Raw genomic sequence first — 16,208 nt, 5'->3', positions numbered from 1 at the left:
GGTAGGAGCCATTGCGGAAGACTTCCTTCCGCGATTCGTGGGATCCTCGGACAATGTTGCAGACCTCCGCCCGCCTGCTGCGCCTGCTGTCGCTGCTCGAGACGCGGCGCGACTGGACCGGCGCCGACCTCGCCGGCCGGCTCGGCGTCACCACGCGCACCGTCCGCAGCGACATCGGCAAGCTGCGCGAGCTCGGCTACCCGGTCGAGGCCTCCCCCGGCGTCCAAGGCGGCTACCGCCTCGGCGCCGGCGCGCAGCTCCCGCCGCTGCTGCTGGACGACGACGAGGCGGTGGCCGTCGCGGTCGGGCTGCGGACGGCCACCGGCGTCGCCGGGATCGGCGAGACGTCGGTGCGCGCGCTCGCCAAGCTGGAGCAGGTGCTGCCGTCGCGGCTGCGGCACCGGGTACACGCGATGCAGGCGGCCACGGTGGCGGTGCCGGGCACCGGCCCGGCCGTCGACGCGGAGGTGCTGACCGCGATCGCGTCGGCGATCCGGGCCGGCGAGCGGCTCCGGTTCGGCTACACCAGCCACCTGCGCGCGGAGAGCCACCGCGACGTCGAGCCGCACCGGCTGGTCAGCTGGGGCCGGCGCTGGTACCTCGTCGCCTGGGACACCGGGCGGGACGACTGGCGCACCTTCCGCGTCGACCGGATGACGCCGAAGGTGCCGACCGGCCCGCGTTTCGCCCCGCGCGAGCCACCGGAAGGGGACGTCGTGCAGTTCGTGCAGCGCAGCGCGGGCGCGGCGACGTGGCGCTTCCACGCGAGGGTCCGGCTGCACGCGTCGGTGGGCTACGTCCGTGCCCGCCTGCCGATCGCGGTCGACCTGACGGCCGAAGGCCCGGACCGTTGCGTGGCCGAGCTCGGGTCCGACCACGCCCAGATGCTCGGGCTGTACCTGGGCCTGCTCGAGGTGGACTTCGAGGTGCTGGACGCGCCGGAGCTCGCCGAGGCACTGGCGAAGACCGGCGAGCGGTTCCTGCGGGCCGCTAGCGCAGGGAGTCCGCCAGCTCCTGGATGATTTCCATCTGCTCCCGCACGCCGACCTCCATGCCGGACTGCAGGATCGTGTCGCGCAGTTCCTTGCTGCCGGTCTCGGTCAGCAGCTCCAGGCGCGTGCGGTCGCCGTCGATGGCGGTGAAGGTGACCGTGTTGAGCGGGCCGTCCACCGAGTCCGGGTCGACGCCGGGCAGCTCGAACACCTCGGTGTAGACGATCCGCTCGTCCGGCACGATCTCGCGGTACTCGCCGTGGAAGCCGACCTCGGCGCCGTCGTTCGTCTTCAGGACGTACCGCCAGCGGCCGCCGGGCCGCAGGTCCAGGTTGACCTCGGTGGTGGTCCCGCGATGGCCGCTCCACCAGCGGCTCACCAGCTCCGGCGTGGTCCACACCCGGTAGACCAGGTGTTTCGGCGCATCGAACTCGCGCGTGATGAGGATCCGGTCGTCGGCGGGGGTGGTGATCTCCACGTCATTGCTCCTGTTCCTTGAGTTCTTCGAGGACGTCGTCCATCAGGTCGAACCGCTCCGCCCACGTCCGTTCGTAGCGCTTGACCCAGTCGTGGATCGGCTTGAGCGCGGCGCCGTTGAGCCGGTAGAGCCGCTGCCGTCCGTCGCCGCGCACGTCCACCGCGCCCACCTCCCGCAGGACCCGCAGATGCTTGGACACCTGCGGCTGCGCCAGGCCGAGCAGCTCGACGAGGTCGCCGACCGAACGCTCACCGCCCATGAGGACGTCGAGGATCTGCCGCCGCCGCGGTTCGGCGACGGCGTTGAAGGTGTCGGTTGTCGTCGCTGCCCGCGCCACGCGGCTCATCATATGCCCATATGGGTATGCGTCAAGAGGAGGAGCGGCACGAGGTGCACGGCTTCCCCTGCTACACGTTCCGGCCGCGCGGCGGGCCCGCGAGCGACCTGCACGTCTTCCACCTCCACGGCGGCGGCTACCACACCCGCCACGATCCCCGATGGTCCAGGCCGCCTACGACCAGGTCGCGGCTATCGGCGACGAGCGCGTGGTGATGTCCGGCGGCTCCGCAGCCCGACCGGCTGATCCTGTATTCGCCGTGGCTGGACGTGCTGCTCGAGGACCCGGTTTCGGAACTGCTCGACGAGCACGACCCGATGCCCGGCATCGCCGGGCTGCGCGAGGCGGGCCGGATGTACGTCGAGGGAACGGATCCGCGCGACCCGCTGTTCATCGGGACCCGGGACGTCCTCCTGCCGGACGCCCGGCGGTTCGCGTCCCGGGCCGAGGAGGCCGGTGTGGACCTGGACTACCGCGACTACCCCGGCCTGTTCCACAACTGGCTCATGCAGGCGATCCCGGAGGGCCGCGAGGCGATGAACCACGTGGAGCGCACCCTGCGGCGGCGCCCGGTCACCGCCCGTTCCGCGCCAGGTCCCGGAAGCAGTCCCACGCCCGGCTGACCAGCGCCGGGTGCGTCCGCAGGTCGATCGCCGTCCGGGCCAGCGCCGCGGCCGAGGCCAGCATCGCCGAGCGTCCCCGCGGGCTCGCCGCCGCGGCCGCGAACTCCGGCGTGTGGTCCGAGTACTCCTCCGCCGTGATCGCGACGAACGGGTGGATCGCCGGCACGCGGACGCTGACGTCACCGATGTCCGAGGAACCCAGGTACACCCCCGGGGCGGGCGGCGTCGCGTGGATCCCGCAGGCCGCCAGGTGCTCGGTGAACCGCTCCGACAGCACCGGGTTGTCGCGGAAGTGCGCGTAGCCTGGCCCGAGGCGTTCGACGTCGACCTTCGCACCGGTCGCCAGCGCCGCGCCTTCCGCGCACGTCGCGACGTCCTCGGCCAGCCGGTCCAGCGCGGCGGTCGTGAGCGCGCGGAGACCGAACCGGCCTTCCGCCCGGTCGGGGACGATGTTCGTCGCCTCGCCGCCGTGGGTGATGATCCCCTGGACGTGGGACGCCGGGGGCAGCCGCTGGCGCAGGGCCGAGACCGCGCCGAACGCCTGGATCAACGCGGCCAGCGCGTCGATGCCGTGCTCGGGGTCGCCGGTCGGGTGGGCCGCGCGGCCGTGGAAGGTCACCTTCAGCTCCACCTGCGCGGTCAGCGGGGCCCACGACCACGAGTGGACGCCGGGGTGGACCATCAGGGCCGCGTCGACGTCGTCGAAGACACCGGCCTCGGCCATCGCGACCTTGCCGCCGCCGCGTTCTTCGGCCGGCGTGCCGATGGCGAGCAGCGACCCCGGGCTGTCCCCCAGCACCTCCTTCGCGGCCAGTGCGGCGCCGAGGCCGGCCGCGGCGATCAGGTTGTGGCCGCAGGCGTGCCCGAGCCCGGGCAACGCGTCGTATTCGAGCAGCAGCGCGACGCACGGCCGTCCGTGGCCGGCACGCGCGACGAATGCCGTGGGGAGCCCGGCGACCCCCGTTTCCACTTCGAAGCCGTCCGCGGCCAGCTCCCCCGTGAGCCGTTCGGCGGCGGCGTGCTCCTCATAGGACAGTTCCGGCCGCTCGTGCAGCGCGGTGGCGACGGCCCACAACCGCTCGTCCAGGTGCTCGATCCGCTCGTCGGCCCGCTCGTGCAGCTCTTCGTGCCACTCCATGCCCACCGGAATACCCCCACCACGCACGGTCACACCACCGGGGGCGTTTCACCGCGGCCGGCTCCGGCTACTCCGGCGGAATGGACCACAGCAAGGCACCCGTGCTCGAGGCGCTGCGCGACTACCACCGCACCGGGTACGTTCCGTTCAACGCGCCCGGCCACAAGCAGGGCCGCGGCATCGACCCGCGCGTCCTGGACGTCGTCGGCGCCGACGTGTTCAAGTCCGACGTGATCGCGCTCAACGGCCTCGACGACCGGCTGATGCGCCAAGGCGTGCTCGCCGAGGCCCAGCAGCTGATGGCCGACGCGGTCGGCGCCGAGCACACGTTCTTCTCCACCTGCGGCAGCTCGCTTTCGGTCAAGAGCGCGATGCTCGCGGTCGCCGGGCCGCACGAAAAGCTGCTGGTGCCCCGGCACGTCCACAAGTCGGTGGTGTCCGGCCTGATCGTCAGCGGTGTCCAGCCGGTGTGGGTGCGCCCGCACTGGGACGCCCGGCAGCACCTGAGCCACCCGCCGGGCCCGCGCGAGTACGCCGAAGCGTACGAGAGCGACCCCGAAGTCAAGGGTGCCCTGATGGTCACCCCGACCGACTACGGCACCTGCGGCGACGTCCGCGCGGTGGCCGACTTCTGCCACGAGCGCGGGATGCCGCTGATCGTGGACGAGGCGTGGGGTGCGCACCTGCCCTTCCACGGCGACCTGCCGCCGTGGGGGATGTACGCGGGCGCCGACGTGTGCGTGACGAGCGTGCACAAGATGGGTGCCGCGGTCGAGCAGAGCTCGGTGTTCCACCTCCAGGGTGACCGCGTGGACCCGGACGTGCTGAAGTCACGCGAAGACCTGCTCGGCACGACCAGCCCGAGCTCCCTGGTCTACGCCGCCCTCGACGGCTGGCGGCGGCAGATGGCGGAGCAGGGCAAGGAACTGCTGAGCGGCGCGCTGGAGCTGGTGACGTCGGTGCGCGGCCGGCTGGCCGGTCTCGGCCTGACCGTGCTGTACGACGAATTCCTCGGGCCGGACCTCGCGGACTCGGCCGATCCGCTGAAGGTCGTGCTCGACCTCGATCCGCTGGGCATCAGCGGGTACCAGGCCGCCGACTGGCTCCGCGAGGACCAGCGCGTCACCGTCGGCCTGTCCGATCATCGCCGGATCGTGGCCCAGTTCAACCATTCGGACGACGAGGAGACGGCGGGCGTGCTCGTCGACGCCCTCGACGCCTTGGTGAAGGCCGCGCCGTCGTTCTCCCGGCCGCCCAAGGTGGAGATCCCGCCCCCGCACGAGTTCGAACTGGAGACGGCGATGCTCCCGCGGGACGCGTTCTTCGGCCCGGCCGAGCAGGTGCCGCTCGCCGAAGCGCCCGGCCGCATCGCGGCGGAGATGATCACGCCGTACCCGCCGGGCGCGCCCGGGGTGCTGCCGGGCGAGGTGATCACCAAGCCGATCCTCGACTACCTGCGCAGCGGTCTGGCAGCGGGGATGGAACTGCCCGATCCCGCCGACTCCGACCTCGAGTCGGTCCGGGTCGTCGCCCGGCGCTGACGACACGACGAAGGCGGCACCTTCTCGCGGAGAAGGTGCCGCCTTCGTCGTGTGCGGGAGGATCAGGCCTTGGCGCTCTTGAGCTCCAACGGGTTCTTCGGCGCCGAAGAACGGGCGTCGATCATCCGCTGCCCCAATTCCTGCAACTGCTTACGACCCATCGCCGAGCGAACCTCCGGGAACCACTCGTCTTCTTCCTCTTCGACGTGGTGGCGGACGTTCTCGGTGAGCACCGTGACCTTCGCGTCGAAGGTCTCTTCCTTCGGGTCCATGCCGAGCAGCTCGGACAGCATCCACACCACGACGTGGTGCTCCTCCACGCTTTCCAGCACGTGGTCCTTCGTCTCCGGCACCGCCTGCCGCGCGGCCGGGTAGAAGATCTCCTCTTCGATGTAGGCGTGGACGGTCAGCTCTTCGATGATCGAGTCGGCGATCCGGCGTTTTTCCTCGTACGCCTCGTCCCCGGCCTTTTCGAACTCCTTGAACAGCTTCTCCACGGTCTTGTGGTCGTTCTTGAGCAGCACGATCGCGTCGGTCGACATCGGTGTCCTCACGGTGTGGCCAGGTCCCGCAGGGCGACCTGGGAGTTCTCGAGTTCCTTCGTCATCAGCAGGGCGACAGTCCCGGCGTGGGCCAGCGCCCGGCCGACCTCCCCGACCGCGTCCCACGCCCCCGCCAGGTGCTCGCCGCCCGGCCGGCGCACGACCTGACCGGACAGCAACCGGTCCTCCAGCCGGTCCTGCAGGGCCGGCAGCAGATGGGTGAGGTCGCCGGCCAGCAGCCGGAGGGCGCCGAGCACGCGGTACATCTCGGCCGGCGAATCGAGCTCGCCGTCGAACACGCAGCGGGACAACCGGCGCACGGTGGCACCGGCGTCGGCGGCCAGCAGCGACGGCGTGGGGGCGGCGCTCGGGTTCATGACGGCCCGGATACCCGCTCGGCGGCGGGGAAAACGCCGTTTGCCCGATCCGCCCCACGGGTACCCAGCGGGCCCCGACCCCCAGGAGAGCACCGGTGAACGAAAAGACCGGCGACGTGCTGACTTTCGGCATCGAAGAGGAGTTCTTCGTCGTCGACCGCCGAGGGCACCTCTCGCAGGCCGGCGACGACGTGGTCGACGCCGCGGAGGCGGCCGTCGACGACCAGGGCGAGCTGCAGCACGAGCTCACCCGGTCCCAGGCCGAGGCGGCCACCGATGTCTGCCGGACCCACGCCGAAGCCCTGCGCCAGCTGCGCGGGCTGCGCGGCGACCTGGCCGAGGCCGCGCGCCGCCGCGGGTACCGGCTCCTGCCCGCGGCGGCGGCCGTGCTGTCCGAAGTGGACCCGCCGAGCATCACGCCGAACCCCCGCTACGAACGGATGGCCGAGCATTTCGGGGCCACCGCGCGGACTTCGCACACCTGCGGCTGCCACGTGCACGTCGCGATCCCCGACAAGGAGACCGGCATCCAGGTGCTCGCGCGGGTGCGGCCGTGGCTGCCGGCGCTGCTGACCGTCACCGCGAACTCGGCGATCTCGGACGGCTACGACACCGGGTACTGCAGCTGGCGCTACCAGCAGTGGAGCCGGTGGCCTTCGGCCGGTCCGCCGCCGCAGTTCGCGTCGCTCGACGAATACGAGAGCATCGTCGACGCCTGGCTGCGCGCCGGCTCCATCCTGGACCGCGGGATGATCTACTGGGACGTCCGGCTGTCCGAGAAGCAGCCGACCCTCGAATTCCGCATCGCCGACGTCGCCGCGACGCCCGAGGAAGCGGTCCTGCTGGGAGTGCTGGCGCGGGGCCTGGTCGCCACCGCGCTGGCCGACGACGGTCCCCCGCCCGAGCTGCCGAACGAGGTGCTGCGCGCCCAGCTCTGGCGGGCCTCGCGGGAAGGGGCGACCGGCTGCTGCCCGCACCCGAAGACCGGGGACCTGGTGCCCACGACGGCGGTCCTCGACGAACTGCTGCAGCTGACCGCCCCCGCGCTGGAAACGGCGGGGGATCTCGACTTCGCGCGGGACGGGCTGGCCCGGCTGGCGGCCGAAGGCGGGGGCGCCGACCGGCAGCGGCGCCGGTTCGCGGACCGGGACCGCGCGGAAGACGTCGTCGACCTGCTCGCCGGCGGTTAGGCCGCGGGCGGGACGGGGTCAGGCCGCGGGCGGGGCGGTCAGGCCGCCGGCGGGACGGGGTCAGGCCATCGGCGAGGCGGTCAGCCGCGGGCGAGGCGGTCAGGCCGCGGCCGAGGCGGTCAGGCCGCGGGCGAAGCGGTCAGCCGCGGCCGAGGCGGTCAGGCCACCGGCGAAGCGGTCAGGCCACCGGCGAAGCGGTCAGGCCACCGGCGAAGCGGTCAGGCCGCCGACGGGGGCCAGCCGTCGAGCAGTTCGAGCGCGCGGACGGCGGGGCGGGAGCGGCCGGGGTCGACGACGAGGTGGACACCGGCGGCTTCGGCGTGCTGGTGGACCCGCAGCAGCACGCGCAGGCCCGCGGCGCCGAGGAACCGGACTTCCCCGAGGTCGACCCGCAGGACGCCGGGGCACGCGCGCACGTGCTCGTCCAGCGTGGCTTCGAGCCCGGGGGCGGAACAGAGATCGATTTCCCCGCCGACCTGCACGACGATCGCGTCGGGGGTCTTCCAGCGCAGGCGGCTGCCCGCCGGGGCGTCGGACGGCGCGCGGGGCGAGGGCAGCCGGTGCGTCCGGGGCGGCTCGAGGCCGACCTCTCCCGGCCGCTCGTAGGTCGTCATGGGTTCGAGGTACCCCGGCCGCGTTCGCGGCGAAACAAGCCCCCGGTACCGGCGCATTTACCGGCCCGGAGCGGGTACCCCCGGCCAGCGCCCCCCGGAAGGAGCCCGCCCATGTCCGACGGCCCGCCCACGATGGGCGTCGAAGAGGAGTTCCTCCTCGTGAACCCGCGCACCGGGCACGCGTCCCCGTGCGCGGAACCGGTGCTGGCGCGGTACCGCCACCACGGTCCGCTGCCCGGCGGTGTCAAGGTGCACCGCGAACTGCGGCTCACGCAGATCGAGGCCGCCAGCGGAGTCTGCCGCGACGCCGAAGAACTGCGCACCCACCTGACCGCCGCCCGCCGCGTGCTGGCCGGCGCCGCGGCGGCCGAGGACTGCGCGCTCCTGGCCACCGGCACGCCGATCGGGCCCGGGCCGGCGTCCCCGCCGCCCGCAGGCACCGGCCGGTACGCCGAGATCGACGCCGCCTACGGCGCGGTGGTCGCCGACTACGAGGCCTGCGGCTGCCACGTCCACGTCGGGGTCGAGGACCGCGACACGGCCGTCGCCGTCGTCAACCACCTGGGCCGGTGGCTGCCCACGCTGCTCGCGCTGTCGGCGAACGCGCCGTTCGACCACGGGCGCGACACCGGCTACCACAGCTGGCGGATGGTCCTGCAGTCCCGCTTCCCCGGCTCCGGCGTCGCCCCGCACCTGCGCGGGTACGCCGAATACCGCCAGGCCGTCGAGACGCTGGTCGACTGCGGGGCGCTCGTCGACCCGGACCAGACGTTCTGGCTCGCCCGCCCGTCGGGCCGCTTCCCGACGGTCGAGTTCCGGGTCGCCGACACAGCGCTGACCGTCGACCACGCCGTGCTGCAGGCCCTGCTCAGCCGGGCGCTGGTGCAGCGGGCGCTGGCCGACCTCGGCGAAGGCCGCGAAGCCACGCCGCTCTCCCCGCAGGTGGCGGCGGCCGCGGTGTGGGCCGCGGCGCGCCACGGTCTCACCGGCCGGCTCGTGGACGCCGCCGAGGAGACGCGGCGGCCGGCGTGGTCACTGGTCGAAGACCTGCTCTCGCACGTCCGGACGGCCCTCGAAGACAGCGGAGACCTGGCCGAGGTCGAGACGCTCGTCGCCGCGCTGCGCGCCGACGGCACCGGCTCCGCGCAGCAGCGAGCGGTGGCCGGGCGCGGGACGGCGGCCGCGGTGCGGTGGCTCACCGGGCGGACGGTGCCGGCGGGGCATGGAACGCTGCTCACGGGGTAGCCCAGGGTCATGACGACCTTCACCGCCACCGCGGCCACCCTGCCGGCCGCCCGGGGTCCGCTCTCGGAGTCCGTACGCGGGACGTTGCTAGCCGGTTTTCGGGGGTCCGGGTGGCGAAGCCCCCGGCCCGGGGCGGAGCCCCGGATGTCACAGGGCGAGCAGCCGCGGGCGGACCTCGACTTCGACGGCCTCGCCGACGCCGACCCGCTCGGCGACGACCTCCAGCTCGCCCTGCACCTGTGCTACGAACTGCACTACCAGGGCCTGCCCGGGGTGTCGCCGGACTGGGAGTGGAACCCCGGACTGCTGCGCCTGCGCGGCGCGCTGGAGGCGCGGTTCCTCGCCGCGCTGCGGGAAAACGTGGCGGGCGGCGACGACGTCACCGGTGAACTCGACGGGCTGCTCGTCGAACCGCTCGACGCCGAAGGGGTCTCGCACTTCCTGCGCGACCACGGTGACTGGACGCAGATGCGGGAGTACTTCGTCCACCGATCGGTGTACCACCACAAGGAGGCGGACCCTCACGCGTGGGTGATCCCCCGGCTGCGCGGGCGCGCCAAGGCCGCGCTGGTGGCCGTGGAGTTCGACGAGTTCGGCGGCGGGCGCGCGGAGTGCGCGCACTCGCGCCTCTACGCCGACCTGCTCGGCGCGGCCGGGCTGCCGGACGGCTACCTGGAGCTGATCGACCACGTCCCGGGGTCGATGCTGGCGGTGGTCAACATGATGTCGCTGTTCGGCCTGCACCGGTCCCTGCGGGGCGCGCTGTGCGGCCACTTCGCGGCGGCCGAGATCACGACGGCCCCGTCCGCCACGCGCATGGACCAGGCCCTGCGGCGGCTGGACGCGCCCGAGACGTGCCGGTTCTTCTACACCGAGCACATCGAGGCGGACGCGGTCCACGAACAGGTGATGCGCCACGACGTCCTCGGCGACCTGCTCGACCAGGAGCCCGGCCTCGCCGCCGACGTCGTCTTCGGGATCCAGGCGACGGAGTTCCTGGAGGGGCGGTTCGGCTCGCAGGTGCTGGACAGCTGGCGCGCCGGGCGGTCCTCGCTGCGGCAACCCCTGGCCCTGGACTGAAAAGCGCGGCGGCGACCTCCGGGGAGGTCGCCGCCGTGTCAGTTCTTCTCGCCCGCCTGCGTCCGCACCCGTTTCCGGTGGCTGGTGTCGCAGAACGGGAACCGCTTGCTCCGCCGGCACGCGCACACCGCGACCACGAACCGGTCGGACCGGACGGTCTCGCCCTCGGGCGTGCACAGCTCGACCGGCCCCTCCACCAGGACGGGGCCGCCGGGCACGACGGTCACGCGGCGGGGACGGCGCTCAGCGGTCGGCACGGAGCACCACCAGCTCTTCCATCCGCTGCCCCGGCTCGATCAGCCCGGCCGACTCGAGGAACTCCGTCCGTCCGGAAAGGACCGGGCCGAACGGGATCCGGGCCCGCCGGGCCACCGACGTCCGCAGGCCCTGCGCGGCCAGCAGTTCGCAGGACTTGTCCACATCGGACAGAGCCGACTGGACGAGCAGCAGGGTCCCGCCGGGCCGCAGCAGCGAGCCCGCGGCGGCGCACAGCGGGTCGAGCACCGCGCGGCCGTCCGGGCCCGCGTCCCACGCGCGGGTGGAGCGGACCGTCGCGGCCGGGGCCGGCACGTACGGCGGATTCGCGACGACGACGTCGAACGGGCCTTCGCGCAGCGCTCTCGTGAGGTCGCCCCGGCACGGGCGCACCGTGACCTGGCGGACGAGGGCGTTGAGCCGCGCCGAAACCAGCGCGCGGCGCGAAAGGTCCACTGCCAGCACGGTTCCGGCCCCCCGCCGGGCGAGGGTGATCGCCTGGGCGCCGGTGCCGGTGCAGAGGTCCAGTGCCCGGGCGCCGGCCGGGATCGCCAGGTCGTCGATCGCGGCCGCGAGCAGGGCGGTGTCCTCCTGGGGACGGTAGACGCCGGGCAGCCGCAGCAGCCGCGGGGCGGCCGGAACGGGACGGTGGACGACGGGCCGGGCGGCCAAGGGGCCCGGGCGGACGGGTTCCGCCGACGTGGTCATCTCGGTCTCCTTCACTCGCCGCGGTCCCGGCGCGATCGCCGGCGGACAACCGCGTGCCCCCGGCTACCCGGCCAAGATCGGCGCAAACGGAACCCGCCGCAGGTGGTTGACGCGGCCGGGCCCGGGTATCCGATCCGGAAAGGACCCCGAAGGAGGACCCAGATGACGTCCGGAGACGGCTCCGACCGCACCCAGCACCCGACCGAGCCCGCCGAGGGCGCCCGCGGCGACGACCCGCACGGCGACACGCCGGAGGCGCAGCGCGAAACCCTCCGCGGCGAGCAGGGCACGTCGGGCGGCGACGAGCACGACGACAGCGACCCGCAGTCGGGCTGACGCGTCCGGCCGGGGTGGCTTCGAGCCGAGCCCCCGGCTCACGACCCGGGACCGGGGGTCGCGTTCGGACTGTCCGAACGCGACCCCCGTTTCTCACGCCTCGTCGAACTCGAACGGCAGCGCGTCCACGCACGCCTGGTACTTCTGCACCATGTCGTGCTCGGTGTGCCCGGCGACGAACAGGTGCGCCAGCTCGAAGCTGTAGCTGTCCTGCTCCGGCAGGTCGGACAGCCGCTGCCCGACCTGCGGGATGATCTCGATCTGGGTGCCGTCGATGCGGTCCTGCACGGCGGCGATCTCGTCCGGGGTCGGCACGCGCGTCACGACGCCGTCGGTGAACCGGCGCAGGTACCACTTCCCGGCGATCTGGTACGTCCCCTTGTGGGGACGGCGGCCGGGATCCTCGCCGAGGCCGAGGCGGACCATGATCTCGTGGTTGGCGACCCCGTCGACGAACTCGAACAGCTCGGCGTGCGACTGCGAGTGCCGCGGGTTGATCTCCAGCAGGCACACCTGGCCGGACTCCGGGTCGCAGAAGAACTCGATGCTGAAGGTGGCGTTGTCGAAGCCGATCTGCTGCATCACCCGCTTGGCGACGTCCCGCATCCGCTGGACCGGCTCCTCCCCCAGCTGCGACGGGTACTGGTGGCGCAGGAAGGACGAGCTGTCGGGGTAGTTGATCGAGTCGAGCGCGCCGTAGACGACAACCTCGCCCTGGTACACGTAGCCCTCCACGGCGGCCTGGACCCCGTGCAGCGCCGCTTCGGCCAGGCAGGCCGCACCGCCGACCCTGGCGATCTCCGGCGGCAGCTGCACCTGTTCCAGGACGTAGCCGAACGGCTCCCCCACTCGGCCGACGCCGGCCCGGATCTCGGCGACCGCGTCGGCGAACTCGGTCTCGTTCTCGGCCTTGAAGGCCAGCTCGGAGGAGAACGACTTGACCGGCTTCAGCCACATCGGGAAGCCGACGCCCTCCGGCGGGGAGGGGTGCTCGTCGTCCAGGTCGACGATGCCGAAGTGCGGCAGCTCGTCGATCACCTTTCTCTGCTCGAGCCGGCTCCAGTACTTGTGCTCGCACTTCAGCACGGCTTCGAGCGGCACGCTGGGCAGGCCGTACCGGGCGCACAGGATGGGGACCAGCGACGCGGCCGGGAAGTCCCAGTAGCTGACGATCGCGCCGACGTCGCCGTCGAACGCGTCGAGCTGGTGCTGCGCCGTCTTCAGGAGCGCTTCGAAGTCGATTTCCCCGTGTTGCAGCTCTTCGGGGGTCAGCAGCCCGTGGAACCGGTAGTGCTCGGCCCACGGCAGCCGGTCCAGTACTCGCTGGTTCTCCTCGTCCAGGCCGACCACGAAAATGTTGGTACTCATGCGAAAGAGCTACCCGGCCCGCCGACCCGGCGAAACGGGCCGGATGGCGGGTTTGACCCGGCCGGGAGCGGGCATCCGCAGGCATGACAGCGCTGCCCGAACCGCTTTCCCTGTGGGTCGAGACCGCACCCGCTCCGGACCGCACGGGCGTGCCGGTGCCGGAGTCCGCCGACGTCGCGGTGCTCGGCGCGGGCATCGCCGGGCTCACCACCGCGCTGCTGCTCGCCCGCGGGGGCCGGTCGGTCGTCGTGCTGGAGGCCGAGCGGGTCGCCGCCGGGGTGTCCGGTCACACCACCGCGAAGGTCAGCGCGCAGCACGGGGCGAAGTACGCGGAGCTGACGTCCCGGCACGGTGCCGAAGCCGCCAAGACGTACGCCGGAACGCAGGTGGCGGCGTGCGAGTGGATCGCCGCCACGGCGGCCGAACTCGGCATCGACTGCGGCTTCACCCGCGCCGACAGCTACGTCTACACCACGCGCGAGCAGACCGTGGACTCGCTCAAGCGGGAGGCCGACGCCGCCGCGGCGGCGGGCCTGCCGGCGTCGTTCACCGAAGACGTCACGCTCGACGTCCCGGCCCTCGGCGCCGTCCGGACCACCGGGCAGGCGCACTTCCACCCGCGCCGGTGGCTCCTCGGGCTCGCCGACGCGATCGAGCGGGCCGGCGGGACCATCGTCGAACACGCCCGCGCGACGGCGGTGCACGGGCAGACCGTCCGCACCTCGCGCGGCGACGTCGTGGCGGACGAGGTCGTCGTCGCGACCCACTACCCCGTGCTCGACCGGGGCCTGTACTTCGCCCGGCTCGACCCGGTGCGCGACCTCGTCGTCGCGGGCCCGGCGGCCGGGAACGCCCTGCCGGCGGGCATGTTCCTCGACGCCGACACCCACCACTCCGTGCGCGGCTACACCGAGGCGGGCACGCCGATGGTGATCGCCGGCGGCGAGCACTACCGCGTCGGCGCGCACGTGAACGTCGAACGCCGGTACCGGCGGCTCGCGGACTGGGCGGAGGCGCACGCGGGCCTGCACCGCGTGACCCACCGCTGGTCGGCCCACGACATGTCCACTCCGGACAGCGTGCCCTACGTCGGGCGCTACCTGCCGGGGACGAAGAACCTGTGGGTGGCCACCGGGTTCGGCCAGTGGGGCATGACGGGTGGCACCGCGGCCGGGCACGTCCTCGCCGCGCGGATCCTCGGCGAGGCGCACCCGGCGGCGGATCTGTTCGACCCCAACCGCTTCGACGCGCGTTCGGTGCTCGGCGTGGCCCAGGACAACCTCACGGTCGCGCGCTACCTCGTCGGCGACCACGTGGCCGCGCTGTGGCGGTCCGAGAAGCTCGACAACCTCCGGCCCGGCGAGGCCGAGGTGGTCCGGGTCGGCGGCGAACTCGTCGCGGCCCACCGCGACGAAGCCGGGCAGCTGCACACGGTCGGCGCGCACTGCACCCACCTCGGCTGCCTGGTTTCCTTCAACGACGCGGAAAAGACCTGGGACTGCCCCTGCCACGGCTCCCGGTTCGGCGTGGACGGCGAAGTGGTGCAGGGCCCGGCGGTCCGCCCGCTGCGCCGCGGTCCCGCCTGAGCGGGCCGTGGCCGGGCCGGGAAAGGTCCGGCCCGGCGCGGTCCTAACCGGACGCGAGCTTCTTGCCCGCGTCGTAGAGCAGGTGCAGGGCGTCGGCAACGCCCACCGCCGTCAGGACCGTGGCCGCCAGCCGCGTCGGGCGGGGTGCGATGACCAGGCCCGCGGCCAGTCCCGTGCCGATCCACACGTTGAGGCAGAAGGGGCACGACACGAGCTCGCCCACCGCGTGCGCGACGTGACCCTTCGCGGGAACGGACTCGTTCAGCTCGTCGTCGCCCGCCGGCTCCTCGTACCGGGTGAACGGCGCGCGCAGCGGGCTGGTCACCGCGTCCTTGGCCAGGAGCCGGCTGGCCTTGAACGTCGCCGTGCCCAGCAGCACCGTGTCGCCGACGCCGAACCGGTGCGGCAGCCGTCTCCCGAGGACGCGCCCCACGGCCGTCAGCCCGCCGACCAGGACGCCGTAGGCCCCCATCACGCCGACGTACCCGCCCAGGGGCCGGTCGGCGTCGCCCGCATACCCGCGTTGCACCTGCTTCGCCTTCTCCGTGACTTCCTTGACCACGCTCATGCGTCCGCCGATCCGGGCTCTTCATCGGGCCCTGTCGCTCACCTGTGAACTTCTTGCCGTACGTACCCGCCGCGCCGGGCGGCAATCATGGTTTCCCCCTACGCGGGGCGGGTACCTCGCGGCGGTGGGACGCATCAGACTCCGGCGCAGTGACCTGCGCGGCCCCGGCATCCGGCGGATCCGCCGCGGCCGCGGGTTCTCCTATGCCACGCCCGAGGGCGAACCGGTCACCGACCCGGAGACCCTCGACCGGATCAAGGCCCTCGTCATCCCGCCGGCCTGGCGGAACGTGTGGATCTGCCCGTACCCGAACGGGCACGTCCAGGCCGTCGGCACCGACGACGCGGGCCGCCGCCAGTACCTCTACCACGAGCAGTGGCGCCGGGACCGCGACGAGGAGAAGCACGACCGCGTGCTGGCCATGGCCCGCCGGCTCCCCGCGTGGCGCGCCGAGGTCGAGGCCGACCTCGGCGGGAGCGGCCTCACCCGGAAGCGGGTCCTCGCGGCGGCGCTGCGGATGCTCGACCGCGGGATCTTCCGGACCGGCGGCGAGGAGTACGCGGAGGAGAACGGCACCCACGGCGTCGCGACGCTGCTGCGGGAGCACGTCGCGGTCCGCGGCGACGAGTGCCGCTTCTGCTACGTCGCCAAGGGCGGCCTCGACCGCGAGGTGGCCATCCGGGACGCCGCGCTGGCGAAGGTCGTGAAGGCGCTGTTGCGCAGCCGGTCGGGCAGCGACCGGCTGCTCGTCCACCGGGACGGCGGCACCTGGCACGAGGTGCACGCGGCGGACATCAACGAGCGGTTCAAGGAGCTGGCCGGCGAGGACTGCACGGCCAAGGACCTGCGCACGTGGAACGCGACGGTGCTGGCCGCGGCCGCCTTCGCCGTCGCGGACCCGCCGACGTCGGAGACGGCCCGCAAGCGCTCCGAGGCGCGGGTGATGAAGGAGGTCTCCCAGGCCCTCGGCAACACCCCGGCGGTCTGCCGGTCGTCCTATGTGGACCCGCGGCTGGTGGAGGCCTACCGCGGCGAGCGCACCATCGCCCCCGCGCTGAAGCGCGCGGGACGGCTCGACGGGGACGAGGCCCGGGCGGTCCTGGAGAAGGCCTGCGCCCGGCTGCTGAACGCGTCCTGACGCCGTCTCGTGGTTAGCCGTCACCCGAGCGGGAACCCTCCCCGGTGTGGAGACGTCTCACGAGCGGCAGGGGGCACGGTGAGTGAACGCCG

At 73.3% G+C, this 16,208-nt stretch carries 19 protein-coding genes; 9 read left to right on the top strand and 10 right to left on the bottom strand.

Annotated features, from left to right (window positions below):
* Window positions 1-53: 53 nt before the first annotated feature.
* Entirely contained in the window at window positions 54-1,022 is a 969-nt protein-coding gene (locus ACH54P_RS02625; RefSeq protein WP_489910695.1) for a helix-turn-helix transcriptional regulator, read from the top strand.
* Here ACH54P_RS02625 and ACH54P_RS02620 read toward each other — a convergent pair.
* Entirely contained in the window at window positions 991-1,470 is a 480-nt protein-coding gene (locus ACH54P_RS02620) for an SRPBCC family protein (RefSeq protein WP_489910694.1), read from the bottom strand. The genes ACH54P_RS02625 and ACH54P_RS02620 overlap by 32 nt on opposite strands.
* Window position 1,471: 1 nt before the next feature.
* On the bottom strand, window positions 1,472-1,807 hold the full coding sequence (locus tag ACH54P_RS02615) for an ArsR/SmtB family transcription factor (protein WP_489910693.1): 336 nt from the start codon (window positions 1,805-1,807) through the stop codon (window positions 1,472-1,474).
* A gap of 269 nt (window positions 1,808-2,076) precedes the next feature.
* On the opposite strand from ACH54P_RS02615, the gene ACH54P_RS02610 reads away from it, so the two are divergent.
* Window positions 2,077-2,430, top strand: a complete 354-nt coding sequence (locus ACH54P_RS02610) for an alpha/beta hydrolase (protein ID WP_489910692.1) — start codon at window positions 2,077-2,079, stop codon at window positions 2,428-2,430.
* Here the strand turns inward: ACH54P_RS02610 and ACH54P_RS02605 are convergent.
* Window positions 2,381-3,568 (bottom strand): amidohydrolase, encoded by a 1,188-nt coding sequence (locus ACH54P_RS02605; protein WP_489910691.1) that lies wholly within the window; start codon window positions 3,566-3,568, stop codon window positions 2,381-2,383. The genes ACH54P_RS02610 and ACH54P_RS02605 overlap by 50 nt on opposite strands.
* An 80-nt stretch (window positions 3,569-3,648) precedes the next feature.
* Here ACH54P_RS02605 and ACH54P_RS02600 point away from each other — a divergent pair, with 80 nt between their 5' ends.
* A complete protein-coding gene (locus tag ACH54P_RS02600; protein WP_489910690.1) occupies window positions 3,649-5,109 on the top strand; it encodes an aminotransferase class I/II-fold pyridoxal phosphate-dependent enzyme in 1,461 nt (486 codons plus the stop codon).
* A 62-nt stretch (window positions 5,110-5,171) separates the two neighbouring features.
* Here the strand turns inward: ACH54P_RS02600 and ACH54P_RS02595 are convergent, their stop codons facing one another.
* Both ACH54P_RS02595 and ACH54P_RS02590 read right to left on the bottom strand, forming a co-directional pair.
* Window positions 5,172-5,651, bottom strand: coding sequence for a hemerythrin domain-containing protein (locus ACH54P_RS02595; protein ID WP_489910689.1), 480 nt, complete (start codon window positions 5,649-5,651; stop codon window positions 5,172-5,174).
* Between the two features lie 8 nt (window positions 5,652-5,659).
* Window positions 5,660-6,028 (bottom strand): hypothetical protein, encoded by a 369-nt coding sequence (locus tag ACH54P_RS02590; RefSeq protein ID WP_489910688.1) that lies wholly within the window; start codon window positions 6,026-6,028, stop codon window positions 5,660-5,662.
* 95 nt (window positions 6,029-6,123) lie between these two features.
* On the opposite strand from ACH54P_RS02590, the gene ACH54P_RS02585 reads away from it, so the two are divergent.
* A complete protein-coding gene (locus tag ACH54P_RS02585) occupies window positions 6,124-7,218 on the top strand; it encodes a carboxylate-amine ligase (RefSeq protein WP_489910687.1) in 1,095 nt (364 codons plus the stop codon).
* A 218-nt stretch (window positions 7,219-7,436) separates the two neighbouring features.
* On the opposite strand, the gene ACH54P_RS02580 is transcribed toward ACH54P_RS02585, so the two are convergent.
* The gene (locus ACH54P_RS02580; protein ID WP_489910686.1) at window positions 7,437-7,832 is read right to left on the bottom strand and encodes an STAS domain-containing protein; all 396 of its coding nucleotides are present in this window, start codon (window positions 7,830-7,832) and stop codon (window positions 7,437-7,439) included.
* A gap of 111 nt (window positions 7,833-7,943) precedes the next feature.
* On the opposite strand from ACH54P_RS02580, the gene ACH54P_RS02575 reads away from it, so the two are divergent.
* Entirely contained in the window at window positions 7,944-9,077 is a 1,134-nt protein-coding gene (locus ACH54P_RS02575) for a carboxylate-amine ligase (RefSeq protein WP_489910685.1), read from the top strand.
* Window positions 9,078-9,086: 9 nt separating this feature from the next.
* The gene (locus tag ACH54P_RS02570) at window positions 9,087-10,157 is read left to right on the top strand and encodes an iron-containing redox enzyme family protein (protein WP_489910684.1); all 1,071 of its coding nucleotides are present in this window, start codon (window positions 9,087-9,089) and stop codon (window positions 10,155-10,157) included.
* 38 nt (window positions 10,158-10,195) lie between these two features.
* Here the strand turns inward: ACH54P_RS02570 and ACH54P_RS02565 are convergent, their stop codons facing one another.
* Window positions 10,196-10,414: a CDGSH iron-sulfur domain-containing protein gene (locus ACH54P_RS02565; RefSeq protein ID WP_489910683.1), complete on the bottom strand. Its 219-nt coding sequence runs from the start codon at window positions 10,412-10,414 to the stop codon at window positions 10,196-10,198.
* Window positions 10,401-11,120, bottom strand: coding sequence for a HemK2/MTQ2 family protein methyltransferase (locus tag ACH54P_RS02560; RefSeq protein WP_489910682.1), 720 nt, complete (start codon window positions 11,118-11,120; stop codon window positions 10,401-10,403). Before ACH54P_RS02560 ends, ACH54P_RS02565 begins: the two co-directional genes overlap by 14 nt.
* Window positions 11,121-11,282: 162 nt before the next feature.
* Between ACH54P_RS02560 and ACH54P_RS02555 the strand changes: the two genes are divergently transcribed.
* Complete coding sequence (locus tag ACH54P_RS02555) at window positions 11,283-11,456, top strand: hypothetical protein (RefSeq protein ID WP_489910681.1); 174 nt, start codon at window positions 11,283-11,285, stop codon at window positions 11,454-11,456.
* Between the two features lie 93 nt (window positions 11,457-11,549).
* Here the strand turns inward: ACH54P_RS02555 and ACH54P_RS02550 are convergent, their stop codons facing one another.
* A complete protein-coding gene (locus ACH54P_RS02550) occupies window positions 11,550-12,824 on the bottom strand; it encodes an ATP-grasp domain-containing protein (protein ID WP_489910679.1) in 1,275 nt (424 codons plus the stop codon).
* 83 nt (window positions 12,825-12,907) lie between these two features.
* Between ACH54P_RS02550 and ACH54P_RS02545 the strand changes: the two genes are divergently transcribed.
* Window positions 12,908-14,410 (top strand): FAD-dependent oxidoreductase, encoded by a 1,503-nt coding sequence (locus ACH54P_RS02545; protein WP_489910678.1) that lies wholly within the window; start codon window positions 12,908-12,910, stop codon window positions 14,408-14,410.
* Window positions 14,411-14,453: 43 nt separating this feature from the next.
* Here the strand turns inward: ACH54P_RS02545 and ACH54P_RS02540 are convergent, their stop codons facing one another.
* On the bottom strand, window positions 14,454-14,978 hold the full coding sequence (locus tag ACH54P_RS02540) for a DUF1360 domain-containing protein (RefSeq protein WP_489910677.1): 525 nt from the start codon (window positions 14,976-14,978) through the stop codon (window positions 14,454-14,456).
* 124 nt (window positions 14,979-15,102) lie between these two features.
* Here ACH54P_RS02540 and ACH54P_RS02535 point away from each other — a divergent pair, with 124 nt between their 5' ends.
* Entirely contained in the window at window positions 15,103-16,116 is a 1,014-nt protein-coding gene (locus ACH54P_RS02535) for a DNA topoisomerase IB (protein WP_489910676.1), read from the top strand.
* The last annotated feature ends 92 nt before the right edge of the window (window positions 16,117-16,208 follow it).

The organism is Amycolatopsis sp. N2S4-7, from assembly GCF_058119595.1.
The sequence above is the reverse complement of the archived record's forward strand: the minus strand, read 5'-3'. Positions and strand labels throughout refer to the sequence as shown.